We start from the raw sequence: 12319 nt of genomic DNA on the forward strand, positions 1-12319 counted from the left end.
AACTAATCTAAGTCGGGTATTATAGTCACCTTTGCTCAATTAGTTGAGCTATTTCACACTATTTGTTTTCCTTCTTACAAGACGCGATATGTATACACTCCGCCCGTACCAAGCTGATTCTGTAAAATCAGTGATTCATTACTTCAGAAAACACCAAACTCCGGCAGTGCTCGTGCTTCCGACAGGTGCAGGAAAAAGCCTTGTGATTGCAGAGTTAGCAAGGCTTGCGAAAGGTCGAGTGTTGGTGCTTGCTCACGTAAAAGAGTTGGTTGAACAGAACCATGAAAAGTATGAAGGTTACGGGCTGAAAGGCTCGATTTTCTCTGCGGGTTTAGGACGCAAAGAGACCGACCAACAAGTCGTGTTTGCTTCGGTGCAATCTGTGGTGCGAAATCTCGATTCATTCTCTAACCAATTTTCGCTGTTGGTTATCGACGAATGCCACCGTGTTCCCGATGAAAAGACCAGTAGTTATCAGAAAGTCATCACTCACTTACGCGAGAATAATTCGGGCATCAAGGTGCTTGGATTAACAGCGACCCCATATCGTCTTGGGATGGGTTGGATTTATCAATACCACACTCGCGGTCAAGTGCGTTCAGATGAGCCACGTTTCTTCCGCGACTGTATCTTTGAGCTGCCGATTCGTTACCTGCTCGATGAAGGTTTCTTAACTCCTGCACGCATGATTGATGCACCCGTGTTGAGCTATGACTTTTCGCAGTTAAAGCCCGCGAGCACTGGTCGCTACAAAGAAGCAGAACTCGACATGGTGATCGAGCAATCGAAACGAGCGACCCCACAGATTGTCGATCAGATTATTCACCTAGCCCAAGATAAACTAGGCATCATGGTATTCGCTGCGACCGTTCGACACGCGCAAGAGATCCTCGGCTTATTGCCAGAAGGTGAAGCTTCAATTGTGATTGGTGATACACCAACTCTCGAACGTGACCAAATTATCAGCGACTTCAAAGAACGTAAAATCAAGTTCTTGGTTAACGTATCGGTATTAACCACAGGTTTTGATGCGCCACACGTCGATTTAATCGCGATTTTGCGCCCGACAGAATCCATCAGTTTGTATCAACAAATCGTTGGCCGTGGCTTACGCCTATCTCCGGGTAAAAAAGAGTGTTTGGTGCTCGACTATGCGGGCAACAGTTACGACCTCTACCAACCTGAGGTTGGCGACCCTAAACCCGATTCAGACAGTGAAATCATCACCATCCCTTGCCCTGCGTGCGGCTTCAATAATAACTTTTGGGGCAAGCTAGACAGCAATGGCTTCTTGCTTGAGCACTTTGGGCGCAAATGCCAAGGCTACTTTACCGATGAAGACACGGGCGAGCGCGAGCACTGTAATTATCGCTTCCGAGCGAAATATTGCGGTGAATGTGGTGCTGATAATGACATTGCTGCGCGCATTTGTCATGAGTGTGATGCCACCTTGGTCGACCCAGATAAAAAGCTTAAGGAAGCGTTAAACCTAAAAGATGCGTTGGTGTTTGAGTGTTTAGAGATGGATCTTAACGTTCTCAAGGACGACAAAGGTAAGTCGCAACTTAAAGTCACTTACCGTGGCGAAAACCAAGCGCAAGTGCATGAATTTTGGTCATTAACCACCAAGAAACAGAAGCAGAACTTTAAAGATCAGTTTGTTCGCCCTCACCTTGCCGACAGACACCGCCCTTTTGAGGAAGCCTCACCAACGAAAGTGGTTGCTCACCAACATAGATTCCGCCCACCTCAATTCGTGATTGCACGTAAAGTCGGGCGTTTTTGGAAAATGAGAGACAAGATATTCGAAGACGAGCTTCAGCAACGTTAACATCTCATTTTTTGAGAACCTAAATCTCATTATTCATCAGGTTCACTTTCTGTTCAGAATTACTTTTTTATACTGAACGCTATCAACCTTCTCTAGGATTCGCTATGTTTAGTAAAGTTATGATTTCTATGTTTTCTTTAAGCTTAGGCTTATGTGTCGCCGCTAGTGCGTGGGCTGACTCAGATCATAACGGTCATGATCTTGTACAAGATGTCCATAAAGCGGGAACCCGTATCGAATTTGAAGAAGATCAAGACGAAGTCTACGAAGCTGTACGCGAAGGCTATATTCGCCCTTTCTCAGAAATGTATGCGGCCGTTGAAAACGATCTTCATGGCAGAATCATTAAAGTAGAGCTAGAAGAAGATGACGACATTTGGGTGTATGAACTAAAAATCAATTACCAAAACAACATCATCAAAGTCGAATACAACGCCGAGACGTTAGAGATGCTCATGATTAAAGGCCGAAACTTTAAAGACGCAATTAAACACGGCGAATAATTCAGAGCCGCAACTTTACATTAATCACGACGAGCAATTAAGCACAACGAACAGTCATTACAAGAATTAAGAAGAACAATTATGAAAATTTTAGTCGTTGAAGACGAACCTCGCTTGGGCCAACAAATTCTAGAAACCCTTGAGGGAGCCGACTGGGTTCCAGAACTTTCTCAAGACGGTATCGACGCACTCTACCGTGCAACGTCAGAAGAATGGGACGCGATTGTCCTCGATTTAGGTTTACCTAAGCTTGACGGCCTAACGGTATTAAAAGGCATTCGAGACGAAAACATCAACACGCCAGTGATTATCTTAAGTGCTCGTGACACGCTAACTCAACGTGTTGAGGGCTTGAACGCCGGTGCTGATGACTACCTAACTAAGCCATTTGAGATGGTCGAGCTGATTGCCCGTATCCGAGCTCAACTGCGCCGAGCATCAGGCAGTGCTGCTCCGATACTTCAAATCGGTGATCTAAGCCTAGACACACGCAGTTCTAAAGTGTTGTGGCAAGGTCAAGCAGTTAGCCTCACGGCGCTGGAATATAAAGTTGTCGCGTACTTCATGCATAACCAAAACAAGGTTATCTCGCGCACTGAGTTAGTTGAGCATATCTACAAGCAAGACTTCGACCGAGACTCAAACACGGTTGAAGTGTTCATCGGTCGTATTCGTAAGAAAATCGCACCAAAGATCATCAAAACCGTTCGTGGCCTTGGCTACCAACTGAATGCTGAATAGCTCAGTCGTCAATCACGCCAAGAGCAACCATTAATTAAGTGGACAGCCTGTTCTGATCATCGCAATACGATAAGTTACGATGAGCAAAGGCAGGTTGGAAATGCATGAATCTAAAGAAACGAACACTTAAAAACATCAGTTTAAAAAGCCGCTTGCTCCTTGCTGCGGCTTTTTGGCTAGGTGCGATGATATTAGCGGCTGGTGTCGGGATTCCGAAACTGGTTAACGACTACCTCGTCGATGACATGAAGCAGCAGCTTGGCTTAACCATGGATGAGTTAACCGCCAATATCGAAACCAATGACAGTGGTAACCTGATCATGGCAGAGCGTCTGTCTGATCCTAGGTTCAACCAGCCCTACAGTGGTATTTATTGGCGCGCCGCTACCCAAGAGCAGATCATTCGATCTCGCTCGCTATGGGATAAAGACCTCACCATCAAGCGTTCACCGATTCACACATCAGTCAAAGGGCCAGAGAAAGAAAAGCTGATTTACATCGAGCAAGATATCTACCTGCCTGAACTGAGCGACCCTGTCACGATCACCATTGGTATTGATGAAAATCCATTAGAATCCACACTGACAGAGCTTACTGGTCAAGTCTGGTTGATCCTAATGTTGCTGTTTGTTGGCGTGCTGATGTTGATCGGTATTCAAGTCAGTTGGTCGTTATTACCGCTCAGCAAGATGCAACGCGAACTGGTAATGCTAAGAAACGGCGAGCAACAAGGGTTAAGCGATAACTACCCGAAAGAGGTTTCTCCATTAGTCTCTGACCTCAATGCCCTGCTCTTTCACTATCAAGAGTTATTAGAACGAGCTCGTAACCACGCGGGTAACTTATCTCATGCGTTGAAAACACCGCTTTCAGTTCTAAAAAATGAGACAGAGCGACTTCCAGAGGATGACAAGGCACTGCTGCAACAGCCCATTCATCAGATTCAAAGCCAAATTGATTATCACCTTGGCCGCGCTCGTATGGCAGGTGCAATGAACATTCTTTCGGTGAAGTCTTCACCTTGTGAGCGTGTCGAAGCTATCTCAATGGCGTTTGATAAAGTCTACGCTGCCAATGAAGTCACCATGATTAACGAGCTAGACTCTGAGATTGAAGTGGCAGTAGAAAAAACCGACCTTGATGAAATGGTCGGCAACCTACTCGAGAACAGTTACAAGTGGGCTGGCAGCATTATTCGCGTCCATGCAAATGAACTCGACGATGGCAACATAGAGTTGGTGATTGAAGATGATGGCCAAGGCATTCCTGAAGAGAAGCTTGAGCAAGTGACCAAACGTGGCGTCCGACTTGATGAAACCACACCAGGAACAGGCTTAGGGCTTAATATCGTAAATGAAATGGCACACAGTTACCGAGGCAGCCTAACGCTCAGCAAGAGCTCAATGGGCGGCTTAAAAGCTTCTCTGGTGCTTAAAGTAAGTAAAGGCTGAACAAGCTAAGTAAAAGTTAAACACAATAAGCCCTAACGTAATGCTAGGGCTTAATTCTATCGACCTTATATACAACTCTATATATCGTTCACAGCAACATCCAAAGTTTGTGAATTATCACTAAGGGTCGTTGCTCCAATCGTTAATACCCGGCCATCAGTGTAATAGTCATGATCGTCATTGATCACTTCCACCGTTGCTAATGGGTACTTGTCTAACTCGATGTCTGGTAGTAACGTTCGTATCTGATTAGCAAGCCGATCTCGCTCTTCATCAACATTAGGGTCAATGTTATGAAGCACGGTCACAATGCCTGAGTAAGGCGTGACTTTAAGGCCATCATCATAGCTAATTGCGCCTAACCACTGAGGCTGGTTAGTTTTAATATCAACACCTGCACGCCACCAACGAATATGGCTGCGCTTCATCAGGTTACCCGGCAATTGAAAAGCCATATCTTGCGGCTTGTCTCGCCAATATAAATCAGACACTGGCGGCGTTTTTTCTCTAAGCAATGCGAGATAACCAACCCATTCAATCTCATTTCGAGAGAAGGTTTGATTCTCTATCCAGCCTAATTGCTTCATTAAGTCTCTTGGGGTTGCTCCAACATAAATTACGTTGATCGCTTGCGCCGAGTAGAACGAAGATTTACCGGGGAACGCTTTATAGGTAACCGAGTTCCAGTCGACTTTGTTTATTTGAGCCGTATCTGGTTGATTCTGAAAGTCATCCGCTTTCCAGAAAAAGTGAGCGTAGTTCGCAAACAATACCCACGCCAACAACAGCGCACTAGACTTAAGTACTAAGCATCGCCACTTCATTCGGTAACCGATAATGGTGAAGACTAATACCGCGAACACACCAACGATCAAGCTATTATGCTCCGAGATAAATATCTTAAGGCTATTAAGCCACGGGAAGTTTTCAACGCCGTGCGCCAGTAACATGCCCCAAGCAATGAACTGCCCTCCACCAAGGGCCAAACCGATAAACGCCAACACACTAAAATTACGCCACGGTACACGATGCGAGCCAGCTATAAATGGCACAACCCAAGCGATAGGCCCTAATAAACGAGCAAAAAGAATGATGTATGTGCCTTTGCGAGCAACCAGATAGCGGCAGCGCGCAATTAATCTTTTGGTTTTAGGGCGAAACTTAATGAGCCTTCGTTGCACCTTAACACCGTATTTATAACCAATGAAATAACTGAGTTGATCACCAAGCAAACCACCTAGCATCACCAAAACCAACGCCATCCATGCACCTGAATACAGTTGAAAGCCCGCTGCGATAAAGAACGGCTCTCCCGGTACAAATAGGTTTGGGCCAATGAGAGCATCACCCAATGCTCCCAGAAACAACCCTAGTCCATCAAACATAACAACCTCAATGCTTACTGTTCTTTGTAGTGACCAAACTTGTAGTTCATCTCGTTATTACGCATTTCTCCTTTAAAGAAGCGTCTTACATTGGCTTTAAGATAAGTAGAGCCTGTCTTCACAACGCCATCTTGGTCTAAGCGACGAGGGTCAAAACCAAAAGTCATATTTAGGAATCTAAATCGCCATGTTTTGCTCGCACGTTTTACGTAGTCACAATCTTCACACAGGACGATCTCTTCATCAAAACCGCCGATCTCATCATGCGCCCGTTTAGTCGAGAAAATACATGCGCCAATCGCCGTCGGGAAAAAGAACTGAGTAGTAAACAAGCCTGCGTTAAATAGCCCGTAACCAAACTTGTGTACAAGCGGCAAACCTTTCGAGCTCATGTACACACCCGCCACTTCAAGCTTCTTCTCTTCTAGTTCATAAAGCGCTTTCGCAAGGAAGTTTCGAGGCAAGCTCACGTCAGCATCTAAGAAAAGGATTCGGTTGTATTGCGCCAAAGCAGCCCCGGTGTTTCGACCAAGGCTAACACCGCGTTCTTGCATATGGTGGACTGTCAGTTTTGGCAATGCACTTTCATAGGCTTGTGCGACTTCTCGGGTGTTATCTTCACTGTTCGAGTCGACAACAATCACTTCAAACTCTTGGTGGGTTTGCACGCTCAACTCTTCCATTAAGCGGCTAATGCGTTTCTCTTCGTTTAGCGTAATTACGACAATGCTTACCGGTTCCATATTTTCACCTATTCATTCTGCTGTTTAATTGACACTAAGATTAACGAACTAAGACTTAACCAAGTCTTAGGCAAACATTCATTTTCCGTTCATTAACTTGATGATTTAGCAGTGATATAAATAGATAAGGATTGCGATGTAAAAGGGAGTAAAATGCGCTAAACAAGCGTTAGCGAACGTTTTATCTCCAAACGAACCCATTATCGAAGGAAATTCACTTTGAGATGTGCTTCTGACTTGCTCATATTGGAATGTGATGTTAGTATCCGCGCTCGCTTAAGCATGAACTTTTATGTTTAAGCATTACCACACACTCAAGGTCGCATTGAGGTGTGAAGTTAATTTTTACTAATTTGAGAGTAAAACTATGAAATTTGAAGCAGTAGTACGTACTGAACTAGGTAAAGGTGCGAGCCGCCGCCTACGTCACGCTGGTAAATTCCCAGCTGTAATCTACGGTGGCGAAGCTGAAGCTGTAGCTATCGAACTTGTTCACGCTGACGTGATCAACCAAATGGACAAGCCTGAATTCTACGAAGCAATCACTCTACTGATTGACGGCGCAGAAGTTAAGGTTAAGCCACAAGACGTTCAACGTCACGCGTTCAAGCCAAAAGTTGAGCACATGGACTTCATCCGCATCTAATTCCCTACCAAGGAATAAGATTGGATTAATCCAGCCTTCTGCATAGAAAAGATAATCGATCTTACCAGTCGAGAAATCTAGAAATTCGAAACCCCGATGCTACCAACATCGGGGTTTCACCGTTTCTGGGGTTTGAAAAACCGATTAATATTTATATTTTTCATAACCTTAGGCGATAATTGGGTAAATTGTGAGAACATGAAAGATCACGATAGTGACATTATCGTGACAGTATACAGTGCTCACATGGTCAATTAATCACTCTCATACGCCCCCACGACACCTCTCCCCGGTCTTGGTCTTCAAGTCACAACCGACTTGTCACTTTGGCCCAATTCGCGTCTTTTCGATTATTCGAAAAACAATTAAACAAGCAAATTAGCGTCCTTATTTGTCAAATCCGTTGTTATTACTGATTACATTAATTTCAGGTGAACGATCATCTGACTTTAAACCATCACAATGAAGTGGAGAGCAATCATGAGCACGCGAACACTAACACCTAAAAAGTATCTTGAAGAAAAGTACCCAGGTTCAGGGATCACGACAGCTACCGTACATAACTGGTGCCGGAAAGGCTACTTGCCCTATGTCCTAACACCAAGCGGTAACCTACTCGTCTTGGTAGATGATAACAGTGCCCTTCAGTTTAGTAACTGAAAATGAACGTCGGTAATTAGATCACTACTCCATGATTAGGGTGGTGATCTATCATTAGGAGATCTAACTATGGGTAGAAACCGATCTGTCAAAAATATCGACTTACCACCTTATCTTTATCGATATCAGCATAAAGATGGCAAGGTACGTTACCGCTTGAAGCTTGAGTCTGGAAGTTATTTCAATTTCCCTAAAGGCACAAAAAAGCTCCACGCTATCAATGAAGCGGTTAACTATAATATCCAATACCGCTCAATGGCACAGCGCATTAAGCAAGCTCACCAGTCTACAGAACAAACTGAAAGTAAGTTCAATATTCCTTTAGGCAAAGCGCTACAAAAAATCTATCCCATGATTGAAAGAGAAGAGCTCTCACAAGGTTCACTGAAGAAGTATCAATCGATAATGCAGAAACTCTGTGATGATTTGGGAACAATACTCACGCATGACTTGAACTTAGAAATGTTGAATGCATTCTTAAAAACACATTATGGTGAGTCTTCATCTCAGAACTACAACAATAACCTCAGCCATATCAAGAAAGCATTCAGTTACCTAGCCGATCAATCATTTATAACAGATAACTTCATGCGCAATAAAAAGCGTTTGAAAGTCATGAAGTCAGAACGTGTTAAAAAGCGCCAAAGACTGACGTTAGAAGAATTTGAGTTAATTTATAGTAACGCACCAACCTTTCTTAAAGTCGCTATGGCGTTGACGTTAGAGACGACACACTCTGTCAACGAAGTATGTCGTATCAAATACAACATAAGAGAACCAAAAGATAACCGCTGTGGGATTGTATGGAATCAAGATAAGAAACCAAATATGCTCCATGGTGAAAAAGTTTATGGATACCTTTATATTCATAGACAGAAAGTCCAAAACTCAGCAGCATCTAGAGTGAAGATCCCTGTCACTCAGTCAATCTACGACATTGTACAGCTAAGCTATTCAGATCGGGTATCTTGCCCTTATATCGTCCATAAGAAGCCTATACAACAGCAACGAGGCATAGCTCAAGATTGTGACCATATCTATCAAGTGCAAAGTCATTACCTAAGTAAGCAGTTCAGTAAAATCCGCGACAAAGTGGGAGTTAAGTCTGACTTACCGAGCAACCAAAGGCCTACGTATCACGAGATTCGATCCTTAGCTGCTCGGTTGATTGAACAAAAAGGCTTAAGTGCCACCAGCAGGATGGCTCATAACGACGCCAAAACCACTGAGATTTATACGAAACCTGACGAAACAGTATGGAATGAGTGTGAGCCCATTTCTATCTGGAGTTATTCGAACAATTGATAAAATGGTGTATCAGTGCATAGGTAAATCAGAGGTTAAACCGAAAACTAAATGCTTACTGACAGCAGAACAACGTATTAGTTTTAACCTAAATCGTTGTTCTCATTTTATATTTACGCTCAAGCTTCCTAAATAGTGATAGCAATTGTTCACACAGGTAAGTCTCTAATAAGTCTCCTTCTTCAGAGCTTAAATCAACAGTCCATTCGATCAAGTTATCTTTAATACTATGTTTGATTAGACAGTTCCTAGCACCAAATCCTCCATCCATATCGCCAAATGGAATGCGAAAGATTTCAGATAGTTGTTTAACTTTAGTGTCAAAATCAACGCCTCCATTCTGCTCAGGATACGAAAACTTGACGCACTCACCTGTCACAATACAAATGTATTCATTTGCGTTAATAATAGGGGTAATAAGCTCTCTAATACTGGCTACATTATTAGAAACTGATACAAGGCGACTCTCAAATTTTTTCAACATACTATTGGCTCCAAATAAAAAAGGAGACAACAGTACGTATCAGACCCAATAACATCAATAGATTCAAATAAAAAGAATGCTAGGCAGTTTAATTGACGCTAGCTGCTTTTGTCGCAGCTGTGAGCTTAGTAACTTTATCACACGTCATCTCTAAACTCATTTGATGCTTTTCCGTTGAAGCAACGCGAAGTTGGCGCTCTATAGACATCAGATCATCAATAGCTTTTCGTAGTTTAGCCGTTGCCCTTCGAATCTGACGCATTGCTTGCATCACTGAAGCTTCTGAAACTAAATTACGGCGTTTCATATCGTAATGTTGTGCATTGAGAATCATCTCAAAACCTCGGATAAAACCGTTAGCAACAAACAATTCATCGATGGCTAAGTTACCAAAGTAACTATCAACATTTTCTGATTGTTCAATCTCAGAATAAGCATCTCTAAGCTTTTTAGTTTGAGCATCTAGCTGACCAATAATAACTATTGCTAAGTCATAGTTCTCATCTGATAGATAAAACTCGCCATTTTCACACTCAAAGCATTCCAGACGAAATGCCATAGCTTGAGCAATAATGCTACTTATAGAATCACTGGCACTACCACCGAAAGCAGTTAGAATATTTTTACTCATAACTTGTCTCTTATTAATTGTTACATAAAATAATTATAGGGGTATGTGGGTATTATAGGGTTACATACCTCGACTAAGCTCCACTTTTAGCTTATCGAGATAATTTTCTCATTGTCTTGTTCAGTTTTAGTTGTTCAATGGTCAATTCGTGGAATGCCCGCCAATGTAAAAGCAATAAATAAAGTCATAAGGCTTGGTATGCTAGAAAGAAAAACATCTGCATAAATGCGACTGATTTAGGTGAGAACGGCCTGACATTTTATTTGCTCAACACGCCGTTCTAACACTAAGTAATTAATCAGCTATTAGAAAATTTCTATTTGAAATTTTGTTGAGAGCATCAATTTTCAGCTTTTGATACTGTTCATTTTTTGGCGATTTTTGAATATCTACATCTAACTGAATTCTAATTAGATCATTATTATCTAATGTACCATTTAATACATTAGGACCAGAGTTTCTCAAAAATTGATAACGCTCTTCAAGCTTTAAAAACCAAGTTTTAACATTGTTTTTGTTATGTGTTTCTCTAACTTTAAATAAATTTAGGTTGTTGTCTAGATGGTTGTTTTGTTCGTGTAAAGTTATATCTAACGAATCGAGGTTTCGACCTTCGTCAAACATATAGCTAAAATCAAAAAGTGGGGCATGATTGATCCCGTCTATATATGGATGAACATAGTCTAACATTGCATTTGCTTTCTTATATTTTTGATTACATCTATTTCCAGCAGGTATTAGATTTGAAAGTGTTAATGCGAGAAATGGAAATTTTGATTTAGGATAATAATGATCAAGGTCTGGTCTTGTTTCAGCCCCTTCTGCATTAATTGTTTCAATATCCTCATTATTACAATATGGACAAACGTCTAAATCCATACTGTTAGTAATATCACGTCCAAACACTTGTGACATTGCTTCATAGTTAAACAAATCAGCCAATTTATTAACCCAGTTTGGATACAATGTTTTCTCTTCGTCACTAAAAATATGATTGCCTGTTTTTTTTGAAATCAATGACTCTAGTTGCTTTTTAATCGCTGATGCTACCGTTGTATCTTGCATACTAGCGATTATAGTTGGTAAGTATATTGATTGGCGTTCATTTGATATTAACTGGAGATCAAGCAACACTTTTGAGTGGATAGCTTTAATTTCATCCTTCCCTGCATTTGTTCTTATATTTAATGAGGAAAAAGATAAATCGACATTAAGATCTCTTAAATAATATTCAATGCAATAACGTTCTGTTATTTTATGAATTTGGTCATAAACAAAAGTTATTTTATCATATAACTCATTAGCATCACATAATACTAATTCTCGAATAAAATCAGGAGTGAATACTTTAGATACCTGTTCCCGATCTTCATCTGGAATCGTCAAGATTAGAGCTTGAAATGAAGGTAGCAACCTTGCTGTTAATACATGTTCTTCATAACGATTTAAGAAATCAGCATTATGAATTAGATCAATTTTTATCATGGGAACCTAGTATCATCTGTTGTATGTTTTTGCTTTTTATTTTTTTCACTAAACCAATATCTTGTTTAGTAAGCCTTCCTTCATTTGCTCGATTTAGTAAATGATTTATCGCTTTTTTAGAATGCTCGCCAAATGTTGACTTAAGATGCATTCCATCTACATATAGGTCTGTAATGTGTGAACCAAATCCAAAAGATTCTACAATTTCTGTATTACCATTATTCTTATCAAGAGAAACTAGATCTTCGGGCAAAAAATCACTAATTATGATTGGCGAATGTGTGCTTAAGATAACCTGAACGCTGTTGTCTGGAAATTCTACGTTTATAAAGTCTAGCAATTCGGAGAGAAATGTTCTCTGCCAGTCAGGATGTAGATATAAGTCAACCTCATCCATTACAATTAGATGGTTTTTTATGCCGAAATTCTTCTCGTTATGTATATAAGTATATAA

General features: G+C 41.4%; 12 protein-coding genes. 6 read left to right on the forward strand and 6 right to left on the reverse strand.

The features are described from left to right. Window positions 1-88 precede the first annotated feature (88 nt). From AB4517_RS10320 to AB4517_RS10335, 4 genes are all read left to right on the forward strand, one after another. On the forward strand, window positions 89-1831 hold the full coding sequence (locus AB4517_RS10320) for a DEAD/DEAH box helicase (RefSeq protein ID WP_017065396.1): 1743 nt from the start codon (window positions 89-91) through the stop codon (window positions 1829-1831). Between the two features lie 104 nt (window positions 1832-1935). Then, the gene (locus tag AB4517_RS10325; RefSeq protein ID WP_004734667.1) at window positions 1936-2334 is read left to right on the forward strand and encodes a PepSY domain-containing protein; all 399 of its coding nucleotides are present in this window, start codon (window positions 1936-1938) and stop codon (window positions 2332-2334) included. A gap of 81 nt (window positions 2335-2415) precedes the next feature. After that, window positions 2416-3075 (forward strand): response regulator transcription factor, encoded by a 660-nt coding sequence (locus tag AB4517_RS10330; RefSeq protein WP_004734666.1) that lies wholly within the window; start codon window positions 2416-2418, stop codon window positions 3073-3075. Window positions 3076-3179: 104 nt separating this feature from the next. Next, a complete protein-coding gene (locus AB4517_RS10335) occupies window positions 3180-4526 on the forward strand; it encodes an ATP-binding protein (protein WP_372148304.1) in 1347 nt (448 codons plus the stop codon). A 77-nt stretch (window positions 4527-4603) separates the two neighbouring features. Here AB4517_RS10335 and AB4517_RS10340 read toward each other — a convergent pair whose 3' ends face one another. Continuing rightward, window positions 4604-5911 carry an LssY C-terminal domain-containing protein gene (locus AB4517_RS10340; protein ID WP_137001720.1) on the reverse strand — a complete coding sequence of 436 codons (1308 nt, stop codon included), beginning with the start codon at window positions 5909-5911 and terminating at the stop codon, window positions 4604-4606. A gap of 14 nt (window positions 5912-5925) precedes the next feature. Then, on the reverse strand, window positions 5926-6654 hold the full coding sequence (locus tag AB4517_RS10345) for a glycosyltransferase (RefSeq protein ID WP_017060374.1): 729 nt from the start codon (window positions 6652-6654) through the stop codon (window positions 5926-5928). 367 nt (window positions 6655-7021) lie between these two features. On the opposite strand from AB4517_RS10345, the gene rplY reads away from it, so the two are divergent. Together rplY and AB4517_RS10355 are read left to right on the forward strand one after the other, a co-directional pair. After that, window positions 7022-7300: a 50S ribosomal protein L25 gene (rplY, locus tag AB4517_RS10350; protein WP_017060373.1), complete on the forward strand. Its 279-nt coding sequence runs from the start codon at window positions 7022-7024 to the stop codon at window positions 7298-7300. 729 nt (window positions 7301-8029) lie between these two features. Then, complete coding sequence (locus AB4517_RS10355; RefSeq protein ID WP_372148305.1) at window positions 8030-9265, forward strand: phage integrase Arm DNA-binding domain-containing protein; 1236 nt, start codon at window positions 8030-8032, stop codon at window positions 9263-9265. An 88-nt stretch (window positions 9266-9353) separates the two neighbouring features. Here AB4517_RS10355 and AB4517_RS10360 read toward each other — a convergent pair whose 3' ends face one another. From AB4517_RS10360 to AB4517_RS10375, 4 genes are all read right to left on the reverse strand, one after another. Continuing rightward, on the reverse strand, window positions 9354-9749 hold the full coding sequence (locus AB4517_RS10360) for a hypothetical protein (protein WP_136989427.1): 396 nt from the start codon (window positions 9747-9749) through the stop codon (window positions 9354-9356). An 88-nt stretch (window positions 9750-9837) separates the two neighbouring features. Next, window positions 9838-10380 (reverse strand): hypothetical protein, encoded by a 543-nt coding sequence (locus AB4517_RS10365; RefSeq protein WP_372148306.1) that lies wholly within the window; start codon window positions 10378-10380, stop codon window positions 9838-9840. Between the two features lie 294 nt (window positions 10381-10674). Then, window positions 10675-11865 (reverse strand): hypothetical protein, encoded by a 1191-nt coding sequence (locus tag AB4517_RS10370; RefSeq protein WP_372148307.1) that lies wholly within the window; start codon window positions 11863-11865, stop codon window positions 10675-10677. Beyond that, window positions 11852-12319 (reverse strand): AAA family ATPase (locus tag AB4517_RS10375; RefSeq protein ID WP_372148308.1); only part of this gene is annotated, 468 nt, incomplete at its 5' end. The genes AB4517_RS10375 and AB4517_RS10370, both read right to left, overlap by 14 nt.

This window comes from Vibrio sp. 10N.222.52.C3 (assembly GCF_041474195.1).
Lineage (GTDB): Bacteria > Pseudomonadota > Gammaproteobacteria > Enterobacterales > Vibrionaceae > Vibrio > Vibrio crassostreae_C.

What these genes read in the sequence shown, in the direction of transcription:
- AB4517_RS10360 (WP_136989427.1), bottom strand. Translation starts at nt 9,749, where the DNA reads ATGTTGAAAAAATTTGAGAGTCGCCTTGTATCAGTTTCTAATAATGTA.
- AB4517_RS10330 (WP_004734666.1), top strand. Translation starts at nt 2,416, where the DNA reads ATGAAAATTTTAGTCGTTGAAGACGAACCTCGCTTGGGCCAACAAATT.
- AB4517_RS10325 (WP_004734667.1), top strand. Translation starts at nt 1,936, where the DNA reads ATGTTTAGTAAAGTTATGATTTCTATGTTTTCTTTAAGCTTAGGCTTA.
- AB4517_RS10370 (WP_372148307.1), bottom strand. Translation starts at nt 11,865, where the DNA reads ATGATAAAAATTGATCTAATTCATAATGCTGATTTCTTAAATCGTTAT.
- AB4517_RS10320 (WP_017065396.1), top strand. Translation starts at nt 89, where the DNA reads ATGTATACACTCCGCCCGTACCAAGCTGATTCTGTAAAATCAGTGATT.
- AB4517_RS10365 (WP_372148306.1), bottom strand. Translation starts at nt 10,380, where the DNA reads ATGAGTAAAAATATTCTAACTGCTTTCGGTGGTAGTGCCAGTGATTCT.
- AB4517_RS10340 (WP_137001720.1), bottom strand. Translation starts at nt 5,911, where the DNA reads ATGTTTGATGGACTAGGGTTGTTTCTGGGAGCATTGGGTGATGCTCTC.
- AB4517_RS10345 (WP_017060374.1), bottom strand. Translation starts at nt 6,654, where the DNA reads ATGGAACCGGTAAGCATTGTCGTAATTACGCTAAACGAAGAGAAACGC.
- rplY (WP_017060373.1), top strand. Translation starts at nt 7,022, where the DNA reads ATGAAATTTGAAGCAGTAGTACGTACTGAACTAGGTAAAGGTGCGAGC.
- AB4517_RS10355 (WP_372148305.1), top strand. Translation starts at nt 8,030, where the DNA reads ATGGGTAGAAACCGATCTGTCAAAAATATCGACTTACCACCTTATCTT.
- AB4517_RS10335 (WP_372148304.1), top strand. Translation starts at nt 3,180, where the DNA reads ATGAATCTAAAGAAACGAACACTTAAAAACATCAGTTTAAAAAGCCGC.